Below are 22,747 nucleotides of genomic sequence, written 5' to 3'. Positions count from 1 at the left end.
GGTGGCCGGGCCCGAAGCTTTTGGTACGGCCGCTACGCCGCCGGCCCCGTGCCGAGGCGGGAGAAGGCGGCGAGGATCGTGCGCTCGGACTGCACGAGGTAGGCATCGAGCAAGGCTGCGGCCTCGCCTGGCTGCCCGGCGTCCAGTCGCTCGAGGATCGCCGCGTTCATGCCGATATACGGGGCATGCAGGAACTCCGGATCGTCGAGAAGGCCGAAGCACAGCCGAAGTTCGGCGGCGACCTGGGCGTAGAAGACGCTGAGCCGCGTACTGTCGGCAAGGTCGACGATGCCGGCATGGAACAGCATATTGGCGCTGCCGACGCCGGCCCAGTCCGCGTTCTCGCGGCAAGCCAAGGCCGTCTCCACCGCCTGCCGCATGCGGGCGACTGCCGGGTGCTTGGGGTAGGCCTTGGCCAGCGCCTGCCCCTCGATCATCCGGCGTACACGGTAGATGTCGAGGATCGATCCCATGCTGGGCGTCGCGACGAAGACCCCGCGGTTCGGCTCGTGGCGGAGAAGCCCCTCCATCGTCAGCAGGCGGAAAACCTCCCGCAGCGTATTGCGCGACACCTCGAAGTTGGCGCTGAGCGCAGCTTCCGACAGGCGCTCGCCCGGTTTCAGTTCCCCCGCCGTCAGCTTGTCGCGCAGTGCCTCGGCCAGGCGCTGGGCAAGGGTCAGCGGAGTTTCGCGCTCGGTCATCTCGCCCCTTCGGGAATGGTTCGCGCTAGTTCCATCGGACGATGACGGCCGACCCGGCGCGGCTCGCGGCCGTGTCCGGGCGTAGCGAATCGGTGCCGCGCAAGCCGGATTTGCGCGGCTTCACCGTTGCCGAATAGCGTCGATCCCGACAAGGCCTGCTGGCGCGCCGCTGCGTCAAAGGGCGCTTTCTTGCGCAGACAATGCCGCAATGATGCTCACTCTGCGGCAGGACGCGGCAGATCTTTGAAAACTTCTCCCTATTTTGTTGAACAATGTTGACGGACGAAAAGAACCAAGCGAGGCTTCGAGCGTAGGGCCGGCTTGGCGGTCGACAGCTGGAGCGTACACGATGGAAAAGCCTGCTAGCCCTCCGCCCGCTGCGCGACCCGATGGGCGGCCCCTCTCTGCGGCCCACGCGGTCCCCGTGCTCGTCCAGTCCGTGGCGGAACGTCGGGGGTCGCTAATCGCGGCCATCTTCCTGATGGCGACCTCGGCGATCGGCCCGGGCTTCATCACCCAGACGGCGACCTTCACCGCCAGCATGGGCGCGGCCTTCGCCTTCGGCATCCTCGCCTCGATCCTGGTCGATTTCGTCGTCCAGCTGAATGTCTGGCGGATCGTCACCCTGACGCGCATGCGCGCCTCCGACGTCGCCAATGCCGCCATCCCCGGCACGGGCTATCTCCTGGCGATCCTCGTCATCTTCGGCGGCCTCATCTTCAATATCGGCAACATCGCCGGTTCCGGTCTCGGCCTCAACGCGCTGGCCGGGCTTGATCCGAAGATCGGCGGGGCCATCAGCGCTTTGGTGGCCATCGCCATCTTCTCATCGAAGCGCGCCGGCGTCGCGGTGGACCGGATCATCGTGTTCTTCGGCATCATGATGATCGCGCTGACGCTCTTCGTCGCCATTGTCTCGGCGCCGCCACTCGGCGAGGCGTTCCGGCAGACCGTCTGGCCCGACACCATCAATTTTGCGACCATCACCACCATCGTCGGCGGTACCGTGGGCGGCTACATCACCTATGCCGGCGCCCACCGTCTGCTCGACAAGGGAACCGTCGGCCGCGAAAACCTCGGTGCCGTGACGCGCGCGGCGCTGACCGGCATCGCGGTCACCGGGGTGATGCGCTACGTGCTCTTTCTCGCCGTGCTCGGCGTGGTGGCGAGCGGCGTCACCATCGACATTTCCGGCAAGGCCGCCAACCCGGCAGCGCAAGCGTTCCAGGCAGCCGCCGGCGAGTTCGGCCTGCGGATCTTCGGGGCCATTCTCTGGGCCGCCGCCATCACCAGCGTGATCGGCGCCGCCTATACCTCCGTCTCGTTCCTCTCGACCTTCAATCCCGCGATCGGCGAGCGCGGCCGCAATCTCTCGACCGTCGCCTTCATCGCGGTCTCGCTGGCGCTCTATCTCGCCATCGGCACGGCGCCGGCCGCCCTGCTGGTGTTCGTCGGCGGCTTCAACGGCCTCATCCTTCCCATCGGGCTCAGCATCTTCATGTATGCCGCTTGGAAGCGCGAGGACCTGATGGACGGCTACCGCTATCCCCGCTGGCTGCTGATCCTCGGCGTGCTGACCGCTGCGCTCACCTGGTACATGGGCTACAAGTCGATCGGCCCGATCTTCGCCTTCCTGAGCCTGTGAGGAGAGAGTTTCCATGGCTGTCATCGACCTGAACAGCGATCTCGGCGAGGGCTACGGCGCCTGGGCCATGGGCGACGACGCGGCGATGCTGTCGGTCGTCACCTCCGCCAACGTCGCCTGCGGCTTCCATGCCGGCGACCCCGCCGGCATCCTGCGGACCCTGACGGCGGCGGCCGGGCGCGGCGTCGCCGTCGGTGCCCATGTCTCCTATCCCGACCGGGTCGGCTTCGGCCGGCGCGACATGGATGTCGCCAGCGCCGAACTCGTCGCCGACGTCGTCTACCAGATCGGCGCGCTGCAGGCGCTTGCCCGCGCCGCCGGCACCTGCGTCACCTACGTCAAGCCACACGGCGCGCTCTACAACCGCATCGCCGCCGACCCGCGCCAGGGCGCCGACGTCATCGCCGGCATGAAGGCCGCCGACCCGGCGCTGGTGCTGATGGCGCTGGCGGGCTCGCCGCTGGTCGAGCGCGCCCGTGAGGCGGGGCTCGCCGTCGTCACCGAGGCTTTCGCCGATCGCGCCTATACGCCGGAAGGCGCGCTGGTCTCCCGCCGCGAGGCCGGCGCCGTGCTGCACGATCCCGTCCTCATCGCGCAGCGCATGCTGCGGCTCGCCCGCGAGGGCGTGCTCGAGGCGATCGACGGCTCGGTGGTGCGCGTCGAGGCGCAGTCGATCTGCGTCCACGGCGACAGTCCGGGCGCCGTCGAGATCGCGCGCCAGTTGCGCCGGACCTTCGAGGCGGAGGGCGTCGCGCTGCAATCCTTCATCGCCGCCGACGGAGGCGCGGCATGAGGGGCGCGGCAACGGCCGGCGCCCCGGCGATCGAGGCGGCGCGCGCCGCCCGCCGCAGGTACCGCGACGGCCTGGTCGCGCCGACGGCCGGGATCGCGCCCGGCCTGACGCAAGCCAACATGATCGTCCTGCCGCGCGACTGGGCCTTCGATTTCCTGCTTTATGCCCAGCGCAACCCGAAAGCTTGCCCGGTGCTCGACGTCGGCGATCCCGGCGCGCATGCGACGGTGCTGGCCGAAGGCGCGGACCTTCGCCGCGACCTGCCGCTCTACCGCATCTGGCGTGACGGCGTGCTGGCCGAGGAAACCAGTGATGCCAGCGCCGCCTGGGCCGAGCATCCCGATCTCGTCTCTTTCTTGATCGGCTGCTCCTTCACCTTCGAGACGCCGCTCGTAGAGGCCGGCATCGAGATGCGCCACATCGCCGATGGCACCAATGTGCCGATGTACCTGACCGACCGGCCTTGCCGTCCGGCGGGCCGCCTGCACGGCAATCTGGTCGTCTCGATGCGGCCGATCGCGGCCGATCGTGTGGCCGATGCCGCGACGATCTCCGGACGCTTTCCTGCCGTCCACGGGGCGCCCGTGCATGTCGGCGAGCCCGGCCGGCTCGGCATCGCCGATCTCGGACGTCCCGACTTCGGCGATCCCGTCCGCATCGAGCCTGGCGAGATCCCGGTGTTCTGGGCTTGCGGGGTGACGCCGCAGGCCGCGGTAATGGCCTCGCGCGTCCCCTTCGCGATCACCCATGCGCCCGGCCACATGTTCATCACCGACATCCCCGACACCGCCTACCACGCCTGAAGAGCCGCATGCGCTTTCTGCCCGTCAGCCTGACGACCCTCCTCGTGGAACTCGCCGATCTCGACGAGACGCTGGCGCTGTTTGCCGCGCTCGAGGCCAGCCCGCTTGCCGGCATCGACGAAGTGGTCCCGGCCACCCGCACCTTGATGATCCGCTATCGTCCGGGCGACCTCAGCGCCGAAGCCCTGGCGGCCGACCTGCGGGCGCGCCAACTCGGCGGCCGTCCGGCGCCGTCCGATCGCCTGGTCGAGGTGCCCGTCCGCTATGACGGGGAGGATCTGGACGAGGTCGCAGCGCTGACCGGCCTCACCCGCGATGAAGTCGTCCGCCGCCATACCGCAAGCGAGTTCACCGTGGCCTTCACCGGCTTTGCGCCGGGCTTCGGCTACCTCGTCGGCGGCGATCCGACCCTCCACGTGCCGCGCCGCCGCAGCCCCCGCACGCGGATTCCCGCCGGTGCGGTGGCGCTGGCGGGACAGTTCAGCGGCGTCTATCCGCAGGCGAGCCCCGGCGGCTGGCAGATCATCGGCGTGACGCCGCTGGCGATGTGGGATCTGTCGCGCGATCCGCCTGCGCTGTTCCAGCCGGGCACGCGCGTGCGCTTCGTCGACATGGCGGCACAAGGCGCGGCGCCCGCGCCCGAGGCGTCCCCGGCGGCAAACGCCGGCGCGGAGCCGTCCCGTCCTGCGCCCGATCTCGGCATCCGCGTTCTGGCGGCGCCGATGCCGGCGTTGTTCCAGGATCTCGGCCGGCCGGGCCAGACCGGGCAAGGCGTCTCGGCGTCCGGCGCGCTCGACCGCGGGGCGCTGACAGCGGCGAACCGCGCGGTCGGCAATCCGGCGGGAACGCCTTGCCTCGAGATCACGCTCGGCGGCTTGCGCTTCGAGGCGATCGGTCGCCTGACTGTGGCGCTTGCCGGCGCCGACGTCCGTCTCTCCGTCATCGATGCCGCGGGACGACGTTTCGAGGCCGAGCCCTATCGGGCGATCGCGCTGGAGCCCGGCGACGTCGCCGAGGTCGGCCGCCCCGCCGGCGGGGTCCGTTGCTATCTCGCGGTCCGCGGCGGCTTCGACGTCGCGCCGGTTCTGGCGAGCGCTTCCACCGACACGCTGGCCAAGGTCGGTCCCGAACCGGTCGCGGCCGGCGCCGTCCTTGGCGTCCGTCCGGTCGCAACCGCCGGCTGGGCGAGCGTCTCGCTGGAGGAAGCGGCGCCCGGCGCGCTGCCCGGCGCTGGCGACACGGTGACGCTCGACGTCGTCATGGGCCCGCGCACCGACTGGTTCACCGCCGCCGGCATCGAGACGCTGACAGCCCAGCTCTGGGACGTGACGCCGCAATCCAACCGCGTCGGTATCCGTCTTGCCGGGGAAGTCGGGCTGGAGCGCATCGACGCGGCGGAGTTGCCGAGCGAGGGCACCGCGACCGGGGCGATCCAGGTGCCGCACAGCGGTCAGCCGGTGCTGTTCCTGGCCGACCACCCCTTGACCGGCGGCTATCCCGTCATCGCCACCGTCGCCGAATACCATCTCGACCTCGCCGCCCAGATCCCGGTCGGCGCCCGCATCCGCTTCCGCCCGATCACCCGCTTCGCCGAGATCGCGCCGCTCGGGTCCGCCTGACCCCGTCCCCTCCATCGAGGCCCGTTCCATGCAAAAAGTCCTGATCGCCAACCGGGGTGAGATCGCCGTCCGCATCGTGCGGGCCTGCCGCGACTACGGCCTCGCCTCGGTCGCCGTCTACGCTGATGCGGACGCCGACGCCCTCTTCGTCGGCATGGCCGACGAGGCCTATGGACTCGGCGGCCAGAGCCCGGCCGAAACCTATCTCGACATCGCCAAGCTGATCGCCGTCGCCCGAAGGGCCGGCGCCGACGCCGTGCATCCCGGCTATGGCTTCCTGTCCGAGAATGCCGGCTTTGCGCGGGCGGTGATCGAGGCCGGACTGACCTGGATCGGGCCGGACCCGGCCGTCATCGAGGCGCTCGGCGACAAGGTCGAGGCTCGCCGCATCGCCGAGCGCGTCGGTGCGCCGCTGGTGCCGGGCAGCGACGGCCCGGTGGAAGATGCCGGGGCGGTCACCGCCTTCGCCCGCGATCACGGCTTGCCGGTGGCGATCAAGGCGGCCTTCGGCGGCGGCGGCCGCGGCCTCAAGGTGGCGCGGACGATGGAGGAGATCCCCGAGCTCTTCGCCTCCGCCGTGCGCGAGGCGGTGGTCGCCTTCGGACGGGGCGAATGCTTCGTCGAGCGCTTCCTCGACCGGCCCCGGCATATCGAGGCGCAGGTGCTGGCCGACCGGCACGGCCATGTCCTCGTCGTCGGCACCCGCGACTGCTCGCTGCAGCGGCGTAACCAGAAGCTCGTCGAGGAGGCGCCCGCGCCCTTCCTCACCGACGAGCAGCGCGCCCGCATCCACGAGGCCGCTCGCGCGATCTGCGCGGCGGCCGGCTACACCGGCGCCGGCACGGTCGAGTTCCTGCTCGGCGTGGACGGCTCGATCTCGTTCCTCGAGGTCAACACCCGCCTCCAGGTCGAGCATCCCGTGACCGAGGAGACCACCGGGCTCGACCTGGTGATCGAGCAGTTCCGCATCGCCGAGGGCCTGGCGCTCACCACCACCGAGACGCCGGTGCCGCGCGGCCATTCGATCGAGTTCCGCATCAATGCCGAGGATCCAGGCCGCGGCTTCCTGCCGACGCCGGGCGCCATCACCCGCTTCGATCCCCCGTCCGGCCCCGGCATCCGGCTCGACAGCGGCGTCGTGGCCGGCTCGACCATTCCCGGCACCTTCGATTCGATGATGGCCAAGCTCATCGTCACCGGGCGCACGCGCGACGAAGCCTTGGCGCGGGCGCGGCGGGCGCTCGCCGAGTTCCGCATCGAGGGCGTCGCCACGGTCCTGCCCTTCCATCGTGCCGCGATCGAGAGCGCGGATTTCGTCGGGGCGGACGGCTTCAAGGTGCACACCCGCTGGATCGAGACCGATTTCGCCGACCTGCCGGAGGCGGCGATGCGGCCGGAGAGGCTGCCCACGTCCGGGCTCGTCGAGGGCTTTGTCGAGATCGACGGCCGGCGATCGCGGATCGTTATCCCGCAGAGCCTGATCGCCGGTCTCGGCTTCTCCGGCGCGTCGGCGCAGGCAGCCCCAGCGACGGCCCCTCAGGCTGCCGACGCCGACGCTTTGGGTGCCCCGGTGTCCGGCACGCTGCAGGCCTGGAAGGTGGAGGAGGGCGCCGCGGTGGCGGAGGGCGACGTCGTCGCCATCATGGAGGCGATGAAGATGGAGACGCAGGTGCTCGCCCACCGCGGCGGTCAGATGCGCCGCGTCGCCGTGGAAGGCGCCTATCAGGATGCCGGTAGCGTTATCGCTCGCATCGCCGACTGAGCTTTGCGCCCTCCGGGCTTGCCCTATCTGCGCTTGGCAGGTGGAGACCCGGGGATGCGACCCCCGGGCGGGATGGGGGTGACACTGGTGCCAGCGTGTAGATTTCTGCGATCCCGCCGGGTGATGCCGGCGTGACGGTTCTTATTCCGGTGCTCGGCGACCAGCTGTCGATGTCGCTCGCCAGCCTGCGCGATGTCGACCGTGCGGGCGCTGTCGTCCTGATGATGGAGGTGTGGGACGAGGCGACCTATGTCCGTCACCACAAGAAGAAGATCGCGCTAATCTTCTCGGCCATGCGCCATTTTGCCGAAGCGCTGCGGACCGAGGGCTGGACGGTCGATTACGTCGCCCTCGACGCCAATGCCAACACCCAGAGCTTTACCGGCGAAGTCGAGCGCGCGGCTAAGCGCCACGGCGCCTTGGCCATCCGCGTCGTCGAGGGGGCGGAATACCGGGTCCGCGAGGCGCAGGACCAATGGGCCGGGCGCACCGGCCTGCCGGTCGAGATCCTCGAGGACTACCGCTTCGTCTGCTCGCTGCCGGCGTTCCATCTCTGGGCCAAGGATCGCGCGGAACTGCGCATGGAGTTCTTCTACCGCGACATGCGCCGGCAGACGGGCCTCCTGATGACCCCCGGCGGCAAGCCGGAGGGCGGCCAGTGGAATTTCGACCACGACAACCGGAAGACGCCGCCGCGCGGCCTCAACTACCCCGCGCCCGAACGCTTCGAGCCCGACAAGATCACGCGCGAAGTCCTCGCCCTCGTCGCCAAGCGCTTCGGCGGCCATTTCGGCGATCTCGAGCCTTTCGGACTGCCGGTGACGCGCGACCAGGCGCTGACGGCGCTGGAAAAGTTCATCGACACCGCGCTGCCGGACTTCGGCCGCTACCAGGACGCGATGATCGCGGGGCAGGACTATCTCTACCACAGCAGCCTGTCGCTCTGCCTGAACCTCGGCCTGCTCGGCCCGCTGGAGGTCTGCGAGGCGGCGGTTGCCGCCTATGAGCGGGGCGATGCCGCGATCAATTCGGTCGAGGGCTTCGTGCGCCAGATCATCGGCTGGCGCGAATACATGCGGGGCATGTACTGGCGCGACATGCCGGCCTTTGCGGACCGGAACGCGCTGGAGGCGACGCGGCCGCTGCCGGAGTTCTACTGGACCGGCGACACCGACATGCGCTGCCTCAAGGAGAGCGTCGGGCAGACCCGTCGCGAGGCCTACGCCCACCACATCCAGCGGCTGATGGTGCTCGGCAACTTCGCGCTCCTCGCCGGCATCGATCCCAAGGCGATTTCCGACTGGTTCCTGGTGGTCTACTTCGACGCCTATGAGTGGGTGGAACTGCCGAACGTCGTCGGCATGAGCCAGTATGCCGACGGCGGTGCGATCGCCTCGAAACCCTACGCGTCATCAGGCGCCTATATCGACCGCATGTCCGACTATTGCGGCCGATGCCGGTACGACGTGAAGGCGAAGACCGGGCCGGACGCCTGTCCGTTCAACGCGCTCTACTGGGACTTTCTCGCGCGGCACGAGGAGCGTTTCGTACACAATCCCCGTATGCGAAACATGTATGCGACCTGGAACCGCTTCGACGATGCGCGGCAAGCGGAATACCGCGACAGCGCCAAGACCTTCCTCGACACGTTGCAGCCCGCTGGCCCTGGTTGGGCCAGGGACTGATCCTCGGCCCGCACTGCCCCATATAGCCCGGCTCGGGCGCCGCGTTCGCGCCGCGCAAGTGCGGCTGCAGCTGATCGGACCCTATACCGGAAACGCCGCTTGCGGCGCTTGGCCGGTTGGCGTCGACGACGGTGTTGCACGGCAGGCCGAAACCAGAGACGATCTATACAACGGGGAAACCATGAGCCGAGACATCCTACAGAGCGCCGTTCGGAACCGCCTGCTCCGCAATCTGCCGGAACAGGCCTTCTCGCTGCTGGCGCCGGATTTCGAGCCGGTGGAGCTGCCAGCTGGCATGGTCCTCGAACTGCCCGACGCACCGATCGAGCACATCATCTATCTCGAGAGCGGTATCGCGGCGCGGATGATCGTCGGCCGCGACGGCGATATGGCGGAGAGCGGCCACATCGGCTCCGAGGGCATGACCGGCAAGCCGATCGTCCAGGGCGGGACCTTCGCCACCAACCGGATCCAGATGCAGTTCGGTGGAAAGGGCTTGCGGATCGCCTGCGACCCCTTCATCGAGGCGATGTCGCGCAATGACGACCTCGCCGTCCTCATGCGCAAATACGTGCTCGCCTGCGAGGTCCAGGTCGAGCATTCGCTTCTGGCCGCCACGACGCAGTTGATCAACGAGCGGCTCGCGCGCTGGCTCCTGATGTATCACGACCGGGTCGAGGGCGACGAGCTGCAGATCACGCACGATCTTCTCGCCAGCATGCTGCACGTGCGGCGGGCCGGCATCACCAGCGCCACGCACGTGCTTGAGGGCCTGCACGCGATCCGCGCCACCCGCGGCAGCATCAAGATCGTCGACCGGCAAGCGCTCGAAGAAATTGCCGGTCGCAGCTACGGCATTCCCGAAGCGGTGTACGAGCGGCTGATCCCGAACAGCTTTCAGGATCGAGCCCACACCTATTCGGTGCCGGACGGCATGGGCGCCGACCGCCAGCACGCGCCGCTTCTCGCCGAGGGCGATCCAGCCTGAGCCTCGCCGGACGTCCGGAATAGGGGCGACGCTGAAGCCGCGACCTGCCTTGCAGCTGCGCCGTTCTGCATGACCGGGCACTCTGCCGGCTGCGGGACGATGACCGGCCGATCAGGCGGGCGGGATCGAATGGCGACCATTACGGTTTGACAGAAGGCCGGCCCACGCCAGTGGCGCCTGCAGACCACAGAATTTCACAAGAAGAACCGCGCGGGCGGTCACATCCCGCCCATCCAGATCGTGCGGGAGACCATCCAATTTCAGTGTTCAAACAATCCCTTTCGGGCCGCGATGACGTCGAGGGTCTCAAAGGCATGCTGGCGGCGTGTGCTGCCGAGAGCGAGCCTTCCGATGTCCGTCCGCTGCTGAGCATGCTGCTGGGCCATGTCGGGGCCGAGCGTCTTCTGCGGCCGAAGTCCGGGGGCGGCCAGGTCTATGCGCCGGCCTGGCAGGACGTGCTGGCCTGGCTGACGGCGGTGGGGGGCGTCGATCTCAACGCGGCGCGGCTGTTCGAAGGCCATCTCAACGCGGTCCAACTGGTCTGCCTCTACGGGACGGCCGCGCAGCAGGAAGCCGTCGCCGACCTCGTCCGGGAGGGAGGCCTCCTCGGCGTCTGGGGGGCGGATGCGAGCCCGCCCGTGGCGATGCAAGAGGCAGAGGCGGGCTTCGCCTGGCAGCTGTCCGGCGCCAAGCGCTACGCCTCCGGGACCGGGCTGGTCGAGAAGGCGATCGTCCTGGTGAACCAGCCGGACAACACGATGCAGCTTCTGCTGCTCGACGTCGCCGATGCCGCGCGGAGCGATGGATCCTCCTGGAACATGCGGGGCATGCGCGGGTCGGCCTCGGGCACGCATGACTTCACCGGCATGGAGATCGGCGAGGACGCGGTTCTGGGCGGGACGGACGACTACCGGCGGGAGCCTTACTTCGTCGGCGGGATCTGGCGCTGTGCGGCCGCCCAGCTCGGCGCCATCGAGGCCCTCGTCAAGATCATGGCGGTTTCGCTGAAGGAGACCGGCCGCGATGGCCATCCCCTTCAGATGGCGCGGATCGGCAGCGCGATCCTGAAGGCGCGGACCGTTCGCCTCTGGGTCGAGGACGCCGCCGAAAGGGTGGAAACCTATCGTCCCATCGATGGCGACGGGACCGGACTTGCCGAAATCGTCGCACTGTCCGCCTATGGGCGCCTGCTGACGGAGGAGGTCGCGATGGAGGTCATCGCGCTCGCCGAACGCGCGCTGGGGCTTTCCGCCTTCTCGATCGGCCATCCCGCGGAGGCGCTGATGCGCGATCTTGCGGTCTATATCCGTCAGGCCAATCCCGATGCCGTCCTCCTTCAGCACGGGCGCGTGCTGGCTGCGGGGCTGACGTCGTGAGCATCGCCACGGTCGGAGACTGGAACGCCGCCGTCGAGGCCGCACCCGTCGCCGATGCCGAGCGGCTGATCGGTCCGGGCGGGCTCGTCGTCCTCTCGCCGCATCCGGACGACGAGACGCTCGGCGCCTCGGCCTTGCTGATCGCCGCCGGGCGCCTGGGGCGTGCGGTCGGGCTCGTCGCGGTGACGGACGGCGATGCGTCGCATCCGGCTTCCCGGCTCTTCCCGCCGGCGCGCATGGCGGAACTGCGAGCCCGCGAGCAGGCGGCGGCGATGGAGGTCCTCGGCTGTCCGCCGACCGAGACGCTGCGCCTGGGCCTGCCCGACGGCGGCTCGGGCCGCGATCCGCGCTTTTCCGGCGCGGCCGAGACGGTCGCCGCGCTCTGCCGGCGGCTGGGCGCGACGGCGCTTGCGGCGCCGCATCCCAACGACCCGCACCCCGACCATCACGCGTCGGCGGCCCTGGCGCTGGCGGTGCGCAGGCTTTTGCCGGACCTTCGCATCCTCTTTTACGAAGTCTGGTCGCGGCGCCTGCCGCCGGAGGCGCCGTTCAGCGGCGCCGGGCTGACGCCGTTCCAGGTGCGCACGAATGTCGCGCTGAAGCGCCGGGCAATCGACTGCCATGCCAGCCAGCTCGGCCGCGTCGTCACCGACGATCCCGGTGGGTTCGTCATGCCTGCCTGGTTCCTCGACGCCCAGAATGACGACCGCGAGCGCTATGCCTGGCTGGCGATGCCGGGCGAAGTGCCGGGCGCCGCGCATTTCGACCGGCTCTATGCCGGGGGCGGCGATCCCTGGCACGCGAAGACCTCACCCTACGAGGCGGAGAAGCGCCAAGCGAGCGTCGGCGCTCTCGCAGGGCGGCGCTACCGCCGCGCCCTCGATATCGGTTGCGGCGAGGGGCTTCTGACAAGGCTTCTACTGGAGACCGGGGCTGCCGAGACGGTGGTCGGCGTCGACGGCGAGCCGGCGATCGTGGCGCGGGCGACGGCGGCTGGCGTTCCGGGGGCCTCGTTCGTGACCGGCCGGATGCCCGGCGATCTGCCGCAGGGGCCGTTCGATCTCGTGGTGCTGTCGGAGGTTCTCTACTTTTTGAATGAGACGGACCTTGCCGCGCTCGTCAATGCTCTGTCGCACCGGCTCGAGTCCGGGGCCGGTATCCTCGTCGTCTCTTATCTCGGACCGACCGACACGCCGCTCGGCGGGCGCGCCGCTACCGACGTCTTTGCGGCTTGTCTTGGCGAGGAGGCGGTGCTTCTCAGCCTGCTGGAGACGCCGGACTACCGGATCGAGCATTTCGAGTGGCGAGGAGCGCTTGGCGCAGTGCCGGCAGATGCTCCCTGAGGTCTGAAAGGCGAAGACGGCGGCGCATAAGGGCAGGGCTCTCGTCCTCGGCCGCCTGCCAGGCCGTTTCGCCGCCTAACCAGGCGAGGTCACGAACGCGCAGGGGAGGCAATTCCAGACGAGCGAGGGCTGCTTCCCGCCCGGCCGGGCCCATCGCATTGTGGAACGCGGCCCGGCTGTGCAGCCGTTCCAGAAGTCTTTCTGGCGGCTCCAGAAGTTCATCGACGATCGGGTTCAGCTCGGTGCGGTTGCGGCTGAGCTCGTCGGATAGACCGCCGATGGCGCGCCCGATCAGGCGGCACGACGTTTCGACCCTCGGGCCGTTGGCATAGCGGATGCGCAAGCCGCGGGCCTCGAAGCGGCGCCGCAAGGCCCGGTCCTCGCCGGAGGGCGGCATCGGCAGGCCGCCGACCTGGCGATAGGCGGCGCCCGTCATGGCAAAGTTGGCGCCGCCGATATTGCCGTGGTGCGGCCAGGGATTGTCGGCGTCGGGCTGGATCAGCGCAGCGATCTCGCGCGAGGCCTCGCGGTATTCCCGGACGATCGCCTCGCTCTCGGGATCGGCCGGGGGAAGCCGCGCCGCTTCCTCGGGAATGAAGCCGATGCGGCCGCAGACGAGATCATAGCCGTGCGCGAACGCCTCCTCATAGGCAGCGCGAAGGCCCGGCAGCACGATGGTATCGCCGTCGATGGACAGGAGAACGGCCTGCGGGGCGAGGCCGGTCGCAAGGTCTAGCGCCAGCCGCCGGGCACGCGGGGCGCTGCCTTGACCCGCCTGCCAGCGGCATTCGACGATGAGGAACGGACGACGGAGCCGAGCCATGAAGGCCGCTGCCTTGACGATGGTGGCGTCCGTGCAGCCGTTGGCGAGCAGCAGGATGGCGTCACCATCGGCCAGATCGGCGTCGAGCGCCGCGAGGCACCGTTCGATCCAGTCCTCCTCGTTGCAGGCGGGCACGCAGGCGATGAATGCGGATCCCGCCAGCGCGGAAGGGTCTCCCGCAAGGCACAGCCGCTCCACCGGCAGTTCCGCCGCGACAAGGCCGAGCAGACCGTCGTCGGCCTCCCTTAGTGTGGAAAAGGCGGGGGCGTCACGCATCGGCATGAACGCTTTCGCCGCGCCACAGGGACTGGATCTCGTCATTGCCGACGTCGGGCTTGGCGTCCCCGATGAACACGACGACCGGACCAAAACGCGTCTTGTCCGCGCCGTAGAAGTCGAGGAGATCGGGGTAGAGCGACTGGAGAGAGCGGGGCGTCAGTCCTTTCCCGCGCAGGAGATGGTCGATCACCACTTGATCGCCATGGACGGCATTCGGAACCGCACCGCAGGATCCTGGCGTCATCCACCTGTTCGGATCGGCGGCGAAGGCCTCGTAGAGGAAGGCGAGTTCGTCGCCGTCCCAGCGCATCAGCGCGCTGGAGAGCCGGTCGCGGTGGAAATGGTCGGCCATGGCGGCAAGTCCGGGCTCGGACAGGGCGGACGCATCGCCGGCAAACACGGTGTCGAGGTCGCAGAGGAGCGTGACGCGCTCCGCGATCCCCGGCCGGAAGGCCTCCATCTTCGACCACCAGCCCGGCCAGTCGTGGCGGAGCGCGACGACCTCGATGCCATCCGCTTGGAATGCCACGTCCGTCAGGCAGACGATCCGCTCGACGCCGGCAAAACGGCGTGCGCCGAGCGCCAGCCGTTCCACCCATTTCCTGTCGTAGCGCCCGCCGCTTCTGAGGACAGTGACAAGGGTCGATCCAGCGGTCGAAGGACCGTCTCCGCCGGTGCTCATGCGGCGCTCTCTCCAGCTGGCTGAGGTCCACCCGCCGGCGCCCCCGCCCAAAGCTCGTCGGTGAGGGACTCGAGCCAGGCCGCGCCGCGCCGCGCGGCATCGGGGTCGTAGAGCGTGCCCAGCCGTTTGCCGTCCAGCTGACGGGCCCGCGCCAGAAGCTCCTGCCAGCCGGTAAGATCGCCCGGCCAGGCTGGCGCGCTGACGGCGGTGCCGAGCTTCACGAGTTCCTCCGCCTTGCGAACCTGCTCGCCGAAATAGCGCCACTCGGGAAACACGATCAGCTTCTGCTCGACGCGGGCGATCTCATGAATGGTGTTGTCGCCGACCGAAGCGATGACGATGTCGGCGGCCACCAGATAGTCGGTCACATCCGGCACCCAGCCGAGTTCGCGAAGGTTCGAGAAGTCGGTCTCGTGGCCCTCGCGATGGGTCGGTCCGACGGTCAGCCAGAGCGCGTTCGGGGCAGCTCTTGCCGCCACCGTCAGCGGCGCGAGCGGCGTGCCGCTGCCACCCCCTCCGGTGACGACGACGATCACCTCCCTTTCGGGGTCGAGACCCAGCCGTTGGCGGGCCTCCGCCTTGAGGGGGATCTTCCCGACGGTCGTGCACAGCCCGCCGGTATAGACGGTCTTGGCGCGCAGATGGGCGGGATAGTCGTCCTGCTCCAGCCGCTCGTCGAACGGCGCCAGCATCCCGACGGAGGATTCGTAGGAACCGATATGGCCGATGTCCAGCCGGTCGCCGTGCATGCGGATCTGCACCGCCGGGCAGCTGGCGATGCGCGCCAGCATGGCGATCTCGGAGGAGACGTCGACGACGAAGAGGCCGACCTCGCGGTCGTCGAGATGGTCGATGATGCCGCGCATCGTCTTGCGCATCGGCGACAGGCCGAGCGGTACGCAGTGCATGACCTGCGGCGTCGGCTCGGCGAAGAGCCGGGGCGTCGGCACCGCCGCGCCGATCATGTCGGGCAAGGTGATGATCTCGATGTCGCGGCTGAAACCATCGAAGAGATGCGGGCCTGCCGTCATCACGGAAACCGGGCGCTCGCGCGAAAACTCGGAGATGAGCGCCATCGTCCGGTTGGCGTGACCGCGGCCCTGGTGATGGACGAAGAAGGAAATCGGCTTCAGCAAGGGGCAATTCTCCGGAGCAAAGGCAGGTCGGCGCTCGAAGGCGCTGGATAGAGAATTCGGAAGCGGGACCTCATGACGCCCGGACCGATATTGCCGCAACGATCGAGACGCCCATGGGTTACAGGTTTTTTCCCGGAACGTGCAGGACGAACAAGAGCGATGGTCGAACCGATGGATAGAAACGGCGCCGGGCCGGTCGAGAGGCCGCGGACGGTCGCCGTCGTCGGCAATGCGCCGGAGCTTTCCGACCAAGGCGCGGCCATCGATGCCGCCGACTGGGTGGTCCGTTTCAACAACGCGGCCGGCTTCGGCGGTGTTGCCGGTCGCCGGGTGACGCACCTGGCGCTGGTGAACCACGGCGGCCAGATGGCGGAGTGGCTGGGCGATCCCGGCTTTATCGCCCGCCCGGTGGTTCGCCAAGCCGGCTCCTTCCTGTTTCCCTTCGGTGCAAAGCCGCAGGACGAAGCGGACGTCGACGGGGATGGCCGAGACTGGACCGTGCAAGCCCTCGCCAGGCTGGCGCCACTCGGTCGGCCGGTCGTCGTCGTGCCGGAACCCATCCGGCAAAAGGCGGACAGGCTTCTCGGCATCGAGGCGGGGCAAGGTGGTGCGCCGAGCACCGGCTTCCTCATTGCCCTCCATCTCCTGGAGACGCTGCCGGCGAGCGCGATCATCGACGTCCACGGCTTCGGTTTCTCCGGATGGCCCGGGCATGCGTGGGAGCGGGAGCGCGTCTGGTTCGAAGATCAGGCGGAGAGCGGCCGGCTGCGTCTTCATCCGGTCGACGGGACAGCGCGGTGACGATCTTCCCCCGGTGTTTCGTCTGCGATGCGCGCGCCTTTCAGCCGACCGAGCGGACACTCGTCGATCCCGCCGGCTGCGAACACCGCTTCGGCTATGCCTGCGGCTCCTGCGGGGTGCTGGTCCGTGACCCCACCGACGCTGCCGCCTGCCGCGACAGCCTCGACCGCCGGCTGGCGACGGGACGTTTCGCCGGCAGAGCCCTTGCCGGCTATGGTCTTGACGTCTTCACGCTGCGAATTGCGGCAAGCGCCCGGGGTCTCGGGGTGAGGCCGCTCGGCGCAGCGCAGCGGGAGGCTTTGCGGCAGCCGCACGCGCGCCTGGCGGCCGAGGCCAAGCTTTTCGCGCTGGCGGCGGCGCCTGCGGTGCCGATCAGCCTCGGCCTTTGCTGCCGCGCCGACGAACTGCCGACGGTCCTCGCCGGTCTCGGCCCGCATGCCGCCTGGACGGAGGATGTGGTCGTCCTCGTCGACAACGTCGCTTGCAAGGCCAGGCCCGTCGACGTCGAGGGGTTTGCGCGCGGCCGCGTCCGGGTTGCCGCCCGCCCGCTCGGCGGTGATTTCGCCGCCCAGCGGAACGCGCTGTCGGCGCTGGCGAAAACCGAGTGGATCCTGCAACTGGACGCGGACGAGACGCTCGAGCCGTCGGCCGGACCGCTGCTCGGGGCACTCGCCGCCGATGCCGAGGCGAATGGCGTCGTGTCCATCGGCCTTCGCCGGCGCAACCTGGTCGATGGCGTTCTGTCAGATCTTTTTCCCGACACCCAGTACCGGCTGAACCGGGTTGGCGTCGCCTATGCCGGCGTCGTGCATGAGCGGCCGGCCACCGACTGGCGCCAGACCACGATCGCCCTTCACGGGGCAATCGTCCATCATCTTGCGCATCAGCATGTCATGACGCGCTCGGCGCGCTACGAGGGACTGAGCCCCGGCCACGGACGGCTGCAGGAACAGGACCGGTTGCTCACCGCCTATACCGCCTGAAAACGTGCGATCGCCGCGCGATAGAGCGCCAGCGTTTCCGCGCCGAGCGTCTCGCGGCTGAACCGTCCAGCCGCCAGCAACGCATGCTCGCGCAGCGCCAAGCGGTAAGCCGGGTCGCAGAGGACCGGCCGCAAAGCCGCAGCCAGGGCCGGCCCTGTGGTCTCCGCGGCCATCGAGCCAGCGCCGACGGCACCGACGAAGGCCCGCGCGCTGGCATCCTCGTTGGAGGCGATCATCGGCCGGCCGAAGGCGATGCCCTCCTGATAGACCAGCCCGAAGCTTTCATAGCGCGAGGGCGCGGCCACGGCATGGGCCCCGGCGTATTCGGCCGAAAGGGCGTCCGGTGTCAGGGATCCCAGCGGGGTGATGCGGCGCCGGGCGGCGGGCGACAATCCGGTCGGCAGCGACGCCGCCTCGATGCCCGCCAGCCGCAGCTCGAAGTCGGGGATCTGGCCGCGTTCCGCCTCCGGCGCCACCAGCTCGATGGCGTCGATCAACGCGTCGAAACCCTTGCGGTGCTCTGCCCGCCCGACGAACAGCAGCCGCAGCGGCCCGTCCGCCGCCGGGTAGGCCGCTGCCTTGCCCCGCGCGATGAGGTCCGGCGGCAGGCTGAGAGCGACGACGCCATGCGGCCGGCCGTCCTCGGGCAGGCCATATTCGGCGGAGATCCGCCTGGCATGGTCGGCGGTGTTCGAGATCAGGCCATGGCTGCGCCGCGCCTGCGCCCGCTCCAGGCGGTCGGCGAGCGACGCGTCGATGCGGTCGCGGAGGCTGGCGGGGGCGTCGCGCGAGAAGGCGGCCGGCGTCGAGTTGCGGGTGACGATGGCCATCGCCGGCCGCCGGGCCAGCAGCACGGCCGGCGCATACCAGTTCGTCGCCTCGACGACGTCGAAGGGCTGGCGCCGGTGTTCCGACAGCACCGCCCGTCGAAATGCCAGCGGCGCCGCCAGGTGTCCGGCGCCGCCCCAGAGCCGGAGACGCGCCAGCCCGCTGCCGTCGGAGATCGCGCAGCCGATGACGGTGACGCCGCCGACCATCTCGCGCCCGCTTCGTCCGAGGTCGAACACCGTCACGTCGGCGCCGGCCAGCGCCAGCGCTTCTGCGATCTCGCCGGCGGCCGTCGCGAGGCCGCTCGGCCAGGGCGGATAGTTCCAGGTGACGAGGGCGGTGCGCATCATTGCGTCAAAAGCTTTCGGTAGAGGTCGATGTAGTCAACGGCCATCCGGTCGGAGGTGAACCGCTGCTCGAAACGGCGGCGGACGCCGGCGCGGTCGATGCCGTCGATCCGGCCGATGGCGGCGACGGCTTCCTCCTCGCTGCGCACGATGAAGCCCGTGACGCCGTCCTCGACGATTTCGGAAACGCTTCCTCTGTCCCAGGCGATCACCGGCGTTCCGCACGCCATGGCCTCGATCATCACCAGGCCGAAAGGCTCCGGCCAGTCGATCGGAAAGAGGAGGGCGTCCGCGCTGCTGAGAAGCTGCGCCTTCTCCTGGTCGCGCAAGGGCCCGAGATAGCGGGCGCGATCGGAAAGGAGCGGGCGCACCTCGCGGTCGAAGTAGAGCGGGTTGCCGACATCGACCGTACCCGCCAGTTGGATATCGCGGCCCGCCGCCGCCGCCACCCGGATCGCCATGTCCGGTCGTTTCTGGTCCGTCATCCGGCCGACGAAGGCAAGGTGTGAACCCGGCGCCAGCGACAGGGCATAGCGGTCCCGCTCGATCCCGTGATGCACGACGCCGGCACGGTTCGAGGCGGGCAAGGCAGCCTGCTGCGCGGAAGAGATCGCGGCGACCGGAAGGTCGGGAAACGCCTCGAAGAACAGCGCCCGGTCGAGCTCGTCGACCCGCCAGTGGATGGTCGTCAGGCTGTGGCGCCGCTTCTCCCCGAGAAGCGCGGCATGAAAGAACTCGCCATGGCAGTGCACGACGTCGAATTCATCGAGGTGCTGCCGCAGGTCCTCCATGCGGGCGGCTTCCAGGACCGCCGGGATCGAAGGGGGAACGGAACCGTAGGCTTGTTCCAGGCTTTGAAGACTCGGAAACACTCCGACACGGTTGACGTCAACGAGGCTATCGGCGGGTGCGAACAGCGTCACCGCCACCCCTGCGCGTTTCAGCGCGAGGCATAGATCGTTGATAATTCGCTCGGTGCCGCCGTGATCATGGGGAGGGACTGGAAATATCGTGGGCGCAATCTGCGCTATGCGGAGAACACCGCGGTCCGTGGTCATCGATGTCTCAATTGATTTCGCGGGCAGAAGTAGTTGGTTTGATTTTGCACGAGTAGGAGATCCTGTTGTTTATTCTGCATGTAGCGCTTCAGGGATGTCTCCGCTCTGAAAACGTTGAATATGGCCTGACAGCCGATACAGGTGGACACATCCGTTATCTGCTCGACCTGGTGGCCGCTTCGGCGAAGGATCCCGCCATCGAGCGCATCGTCGTCGCCACTCGACTTTTCGAAAGCCCCCTCGGATCCGATTATGCGACGCCGCATGAATATGGTGGCGACAGGCTCGAGATCATCAGGCTTGGCAGCGACACGCCGGGCTATGTCGAAAAAGAGGCGATGCACCGCGAAGTCAAGAGCTTCGCAGAGGCGCTGATCGGCTTTATCGACGCCCAGGAAAGCCGGCCGGACGTTATTCATGCGCACTACGCGGATGCCGCGAGCGTCGCCGCTATCGTCGAGGCGCGTCTCGGTATTCCCTTCGTGTTCACCGCCCATTCGCTCGGGCGGGTGAAGCAGCGGGCGCTATGGGGCACCAGCGAGATCCCCGACATCGCCGAGCGCATTGCAGGCGAAGAGACCGCGATGGCCAAGGCGGCCGTCGTCATCGCATCCTCGCGTGACGAGGCCGAGCTGCAATGGGCCTCCTACCGATCGTATGAGGCCGGCCGGATCCGCATCCTGCCGCCGGGGATCGACCTTTCCCGCTTCGACCATGCTGGCCGCTGCGACGGGGTCGACGCGTCGATCGATCGGTTTCTGCGCGAGCCGGAAAAACCTGTTCTCCTCGCCCTTGCGCGTCCTGTCTACAAGAAGAACCTCGCCGCCCTCGTCACCGCCTATGGCGAGAACCCGGACCTGCAGGAAAAGGCGAACCTCGTCGTCTTCGCGGGTACCCGCGACAATTACCAGGACCTCGACGGCAACATGGCCGAGACGGTCGGCGAACTGCTGGATCTCATCGATCGCTACGATCTATACGGCAAGATCGCCTACCCGAAGACGCACCGGGCCGAGGACGTGCCGGCGATCTATGCCTATGCGCGGGACCGTCGTGGCATTTTCGTCAATCCGGCGCTGAACGAGCCGTTTGGCCTGACCCTCCTCGAAGCCTCGGCCGTCGGCCTGCCGCTGGTGGCGACCGATTCCGGCGGGCCGAACGACATCATCGAGATGGCCGGAAACGGCATCCTCGTCGATCCGCGTTCGCCACAGGCGATCGCCACCGCCGCCTTGCGCATTCTGGACGACGGGGCGCTGTGGGACACCTATTCCGCAGCGGGCGGGCTGGTGGCGCAGACCTATGACTGGGCCGGACACGTGGTGAGCTATCACACGCTCCTGAAGGGGATCTGCCGGCATGCAGGCAAGCCCCAGCCACACGACAAGATCCTCATCTCCGACATCGACAACACGCTCGTCGGCTGTGCCGAGGGCGTCCGGCTGTTCCGGCAGTGGCGGAGGCAGCAGCATGGCCTTGCCTTCGGGGTCGCGACCGGCCGTTCCTTCCACAGCGCGATGTCGATCCTCGAACAGCAGGAAGCACCGCGTCCGCAGGTGATGATCACCTCTGTCGGCTCGGAAATCTACCATCTCGACGCGAACGGCCTGACCTACACGCAGGACCGGACATGGCGCGCGCAGATATCGAAGAACTGGGACCGCGACCGGGTGCAGACGGTGATGTCGGGAATGGTCGGGGTGGTGCCGCAGGCCCCTCTGGAACAGCGGTCGCACAAGCTCAGCTATTTCAGCGACGGCCACCCCGATACCGTCGGCCGTATCCGCGCAAGGCTGGCAAAGGCGGGGCTCTCCTGTTCAATCATCCACAGCCATGGCCGTTACCTCGACATCTTGCCGATGGGTGCCTCGAAGGGGACGGCGGTCGAATATGTCCGCCGCCGCGATAACCTGGCGGTCGGGGATGTTTTCGTCGCCGGCGATTCCGGCAACGACATCGAGATGCTGCAGACCGTCGCCCAGGCGATCATCGTCGCGAACTTCTCGGACGGGCTCGCCAGTCTGCCGCAACTCGCCCATTCCTTCGTCGCGACAAAATCCCACGCGCACGGGATCATCGAAGGCATGAGCCATTTCCTCGAGCATGGCCGAGAAGCATGCAAACCAGCGTCCTGACGCTCGTCCGGGGGCGGCGCGATCACCTCGCCCAGCTGATGCACGGGCTGTCGCGGCAGCAGTCGAAACCGTCGGAGCTCGTCATCGCCTGGATGCAGCCGGAGCCGTTGGAGGACCTGCCGGATCCCGGTTGCCCCGTTCGGCACGTCATGGTCGCCGGCGATGCCTTGCCTTTGGCGAAAGCCCGCAACCGCGCGGCCGAGGCGGCGAGTGGGGAGCTTCTGATCTTCCTCGACGTCGACTGCATCCCGTCACCGGGACTGGTTTCAGCCTATCAGACGGCGGCGGCTTCCCGGAGCGGGCTGTTCCTCGGCGAGGTGCTGTACCTGCCGGCCGGTGCATCGCGAGGACCGCTCGACTTTGCCGAGCTCGACCGGGTCGGGGTGACGCACCCCTCCAAGCCGGCGGTTCCGTCTACCGGGGTGCGGGCGGAGCCGGATGTCGGTCAGCTCTGGGGCCTCTCTTTTGCGCTTCGCCGGGAAGATTACGCCTCGGTGGGTGGCATGAGCGAGGTCTTCGAAGGCTATGGCGGCGAGGAGACCGACTTCGCCACCCGTCTCGGTAAGGCCGGGCTGCCGTTCTTCTGGACGGCGGGAGCGCGCAGCTATCATCAGCATCACCCGGTCTCGGTGCCACCCTTGCAGCATTTCGATGCGATCCTGCGCAATGCCAGGCTGTTCTACAGCCGGCACGAGCGCTGGTGCATGGACTACTGGCTCGGACAGTTTGCGGCGGCAGGCCTGATCGCCTGGTCGAGCGACGCCGCCGATATCACCGTCGTCCGGTCCCCGACGCAGGCAGAAATCGCTGCGGCAGCGGCCGACACACAGCGCATCTTCAGTTGAGAGAGGCTGGCGGATGCGACAGCGCGGGTAACGCTGCTTTCCAGCCTGAAAAAATCCCTCTGCCGGACGGAAACTTAACCCAAGCTAAGCCGCAGGAGGGGGAAAGGTTCTAGGT

At 68.6% G+C, this 22,747-nt stretch carries 19 protein-coding genes; 13 read left to right on the top strand and 6 right to left on the bottom strand.

The genetic code is table 11. The annotated features are described in order from the left end of the window. Positions 1-32: 32 nt before the first annotated feature. Positions 33-701: a GntR family transcriptional regulator gene (locus tag ACZL02_RS13125; RefSeq protein ID WP_472940046.1), complete on the bottom strand. Its 669-nt coding sequence runs from the start codon at positions 699-701 to the stop codon at positions 33-35. Between the two features lie 481 nt (positions 702-1,182). Here ACZL02_RS13125 and ACZL02_RS13120 point away from each other — a divergent pair, with 481 nt between their 5' ends. From ACZL02_RS13120 to ACZL02_RS13080, 9 genes are all read left to right on the top strand, one after another. Next, positions 1,183-2,346, top strand: a complete 1,164-nt coding sequence (locus tag ACZL02_RS13120) for an NRAMP family divalent metal transporter (RefSeq protein WP_472940083.1) — start codon at positions 1,183-1,185, stop codon at positions 2,344-2,346. 13 nt (positions 2,347-2,359) lie between these two features. Next, positions 2,360-3,139: a LamB/YcsF family protein gene (locus ACZL02_RS13115; RefSeq protein WP_472940045.1), complete on the top strand. Its 780-nt coding sequence runs from the start codon at positions 2,360-2,362 to the stop codon at positions 3,137-3,139. Further along, the gene (locus ACZL02_RS13110; RefSeq protein WP_472940044.1) at positions 3,136-3,942 is read left to right on the top strand and encodes a putative hydro-lyase; all 807 of its coding nucleotides are present in this window, start codon (positions 3,136-3,138) and stop codon (positions 3,940-3,942) included. The genes ACZL02_RS13115 and ACZL02_RS13110 overlap by 4 nt, the downstream gene beginning before the upstream one ends. Before the next feature lie 8 nt (positions 3,943-3,950). Continuing rightward, a complete protein-coding gene (locus ACZL02_RS13105; RefSeq protein ID WP_472940043.1) occupies positions 3,951-5,561 on the top strand; it encodes a 5-oxoprolinase subunit B/C family protein in 1,611 nt (536 codons plus the stop codon). A 28-nt stretch (positions 5,562-5,589) separates the two neighbouring features. Then, positions 5,590-7,323 carry an acetyl/propionyl/methylcrotonyl-CoA carboxylase subunit alpha gene (locus tag ACZL02_RS13100; RefSeq protein ID WP_472940042.1) on the top strand — a complete coding sequence of 578 codons (1,734 nt, stop codon included), beginning with the start codon at positions 5,590-5,592 and terminating at the stop codon, positions 7,321-7,323. 131 nt (positions 7,324-7,454) lie between these two features. After that, on the top strand, positions 7,455-9,008 hold the full coding sequence (locus ACZL02_RS13095) for a cryptochrome/photolyase family protein (protein ID WP_472940041.1): 1,554 nt from the start codon (positions 7,455-7,457) through the stop codon (positions 9,006-9,008). Between the two features lie 181 nt (positions 9,009-9,189). Then, positions 9,190-9,996, top strand: coding sequence for a Crp/Fnr family transcriptional regulator (locus tag ACZL02_RS13090; RefSeq protein WP_472940040.1), 807 nt, complete (start codon positions 9,190-9,192; stop codon positions 9,994-9,996). Between the two features lie 263 nt (positions 9,997-10,259). After that, complete coding sequence (locus ACZL02_RS13085; protein ID WP_472940039.1) at positions 10,260-11,372, top strand: acyl-CoA dehydrogenase family protein; 1,113 nt, start codon at positions 10,260-10,262, stop codon at positions 11,370-11,372. Then, entirely contained in the window at positions 11,369-12,715 is a 1,347-nt protein-coding gene (locus ACZL02_RS13080; protein ID WP_472940038.1) for a PIG-L family deacetylase, read from the top strand. Before ACZL02_RS13085 ends, ACZL02_RS13080 begins: the two co-directional genes overlap by 4 nt. Here the strand turns inward: ACZL02_RS13080 and ACZL02_RS13075 are convergent. Genes ACZL02_RS13075 through ACZL02_RS13065 form a run of 3 tightly spaced genes read right to left on the bottom strand, consistent with a single transcriptional unit; the run spans position 12,630 to position 15,635 of the window. Beyond that, positions 12,630-13,820 carry a glycosyltransferase family 2 protein gene (locus tag ACZL02_RS13075; protein WP_472940037.1) on the bottom strand — a complete coding sequence of 397 codons (1,191 nt, stop codon included), beginning with the start codon at positions 13,818-13,820 and terminating at the stop codon, positions 12,630-12,632. The genes ACZL02_RS13080 and ACZL02_RS13075 overlap by 86 nt on opposite strands. Then, positions 13,807-14,499, bottom strand: a complete 693-nt coding sequence (locus tag ACZL02_RS13070; protein WP_472940036.1) for a hypothetical protein — start codon at positions 14,497-14,499, stop codon at positions 13,807-13,809. Before ACZL02_RS13070 ends, ACZL02_RS13075 begins: the two co-directional genes overlap by 14 nt. After that, positions 14,496-15,635, bottom strand: coding sequence for a glycosyltransferase (locus ACZL02_RS13065; protein ID WP_472940035.1), 1,140 nt, complete (start codon positions 15,633-15,635; stop codon positions 14,496-14,498). Before ACZL02_RS13065 ends, ACZL02_RS13070 begins: the two co-directional genes overlap by 4 nt. A gap of 171 nt (positions 15,636-15,806) precedes the next feature. Here ACZL02_RS13065 and ACZL02_RS13060 point away from each other — a divergent pair, with 171 nt between their 5' ends. Beyond that, the gene (locus ACZL02_RS13060) at positions 15,807-16,436 is read left to right on the top strand and encodes a glycosyltransferase family 29 protein (protein ID WP_472940034.1); all 630 of its coding nucleotides are present in this window, start codon (positions 15,807-15,809) and stop codon (positions 16,434-16,436) included. Then, positions 16,433-17,419 carry a glycosyltransferase family 2 protein gene (locus ACZL02_RS13055; RefSeq protein ID WP_472940033.1) on the top strand — a complete coding sequence of 329 codons (987 nt, stop codon included), beginning with the start codon at positions 16,433-16,435 and terminating at the stop codon, positions 17,417-17,419. The genes ACZL02_RS13060 and ACZL02_RS13055 overlap by 4 nt, the downstream gene beginning before the upstream one ends. Here the strand turns inward: ACZL02_RS13055 and ACZL02_RS13050 are convergent. Beyond that, positions 17,407-18,594: a glycosyltransferase family 4 protein gene (locus tag ACZL02_RS13050; RefSeq protein ID WP_472940082.1), complete on the bottom strand. Its 1,188-nt coding sequence runs from the start codon at positions 18,592-18,594 to the stop codon at positions 17,407-17,409. The two genes, ACZL02_RS13055 and ACZL02_RS13050, sit on opposite strands and share 13 nt — an antisense overlap. Further along, on the bottom strand, positions 18,594-19,652 hold the full coding sequence (locus tag ACZL02_RS13045) for a glycosyltransferase family 4 protein (RefSeq protein WP_472940032.1): 1,059 nt from the start codon (positions 19,650-19,652) through the stop codon (positions 18,594-18,596). The genes ACZL02_RS13050 and ACZL02_RS13045 overlap by 1 nt, the downstream gene beginning before the upstream one ends. 65 nt (positions 19,653-19,717) lie before the next feature. Here ACZL02_RS13045 and ACZL02_RS13040 point away from each other — a divergent pair, with 65 nt between their 5' ends. Further along, the gene (locus tag ACZL02_RS13040; RefSeq protein WP_472940031.1) at positions 19,718-21,787 is read left to right on the top strand and encodes an HAD-IIB family hydrolase; all 2,070 of its coding nucleotides are present in this window, start codon (positions 19,718-19,720) and stop codon (positions 21,785-21,787) included. Next, entirely contained in the window at positions 21,769-22,632 is an 864-nt protein-coding gene (locus tag ACZL02_RS13035) for a glycosyltransferase family 2 protein (protein ID WP_472940030.1), read from the top strand. The genes ACZL02_RS13040 and ACZL02_RS13035 overlap by 19 nt, the downstream gene beginning before the upstream one ends. The last annotated feature ends 115 nt before the right edge of the window (positions 22,633-22,747 follow it).

This window comes from Mesocryomonas fontinalis, from assembly GCF_055730125.2.
The sequence above is the reverse complement of the archived record's forward strand: the minus strand, read 5'-3'. Positions and strand labels throughout refer to the sequence as shown.

Excerpts from the sequence above, each read along its gene's own strand:
- ACZL02_RS13125 (WP_472940046.1), bottom strand. The coding sequence starts at position 701 with ATGACCGAGCGCGAAACTCCGCTGACCCTTGCCCAGCGCCTGGCCGAG.
- ACZL02_RS13120 (WP_472940083.1), top strand. The coding sequence starts at position 1,183 with ATGGCGACCTCGGCGATCGGCCCGGGCTTCATCACCCAGACGGCGACC.
- ACZL02_RS13115 (WP_472940045.1), top strand. The coding sequence starts at position 2,360 with ATGGCTGTCATCGACCTGAACAGCGATCTCGGCGAGGGCTACGGCGCC.
- ACZL02_RS13110 (WP_472940044.1), top strand. The coding sequence starts at position 3,136 with ATGAGGGGCGCGGCAACGGCCGGCGCCCCGGCGATCGAGGCGGCGCGC.
- ACZL02_RS13105 (WP_472940043.1), top strand. The coding sequence starts at position 3,951 with ATGCGCTTTCTGCCCGTCAGCCTGACGACCCTCCTCGTGGAACTCGCC.
- ACZL02_RS13100 (WP_472940042.1), top strand. The coding sequence starts at position 5,590 with ATGCAAAAAGTCCTGATCGCCAACCGGGGTGAGATCGCCGTCCGCATC.
- ACZL02_RS13090 (WP_472940040.1), top strand. The coding sequence starts at position 9,190 with ATGAGCCGAGACATCCTACAGAGCGCCGTTCGGAACCGCCTGCTCCGC.
- ACZL02_RS13075 (WP_472940037.1), bottom strand. The coding sequence starts at position 13,820 with ATGCCGATGCGTGACGCCCCCGCCTTTTCCACACTAAGGGAGGCCGAC.
- ACZL02_RS13070 (WP_472940036.1), bottom strand. The coding sequence starts at position 14,499 with ATGAGCACCGGCGGAGACGGTCCTTCGACCGCTGGATCGACCCTTGTC.
- ACZL02_RS13060 (WP_472940034.1), top strand. The coding sequence starts at position 15,807 with ATGGATAGAAACGGCGCCGGGCCGGTCGAGAGGCCGCGGACGGTCGCC.
- ACZL02_RS13050 (WP_472940082.1), bottom strand. The coding sequence starts at position 18,594 with ATGCGCACCGCCCTCGTCACCTGGAACTATCCGCCCTGGCCGAGCGGC.
- ACZL02_RS13045 (WP_472940032.1), bottom strand. The coding sequence starts at position 19,652 with ATGACCACGGACCGCGGTGTTCTCCGCATAGCGCAGATTGCGCCCACG.
- ACZL02_RS13035 (WP_472940030.1), top strand. The coding sequence starts at position 21,769 with ATGCAAACCAGCGTCCTGACGCTCGTCCGGGGGCGGCGCGATCACCTC.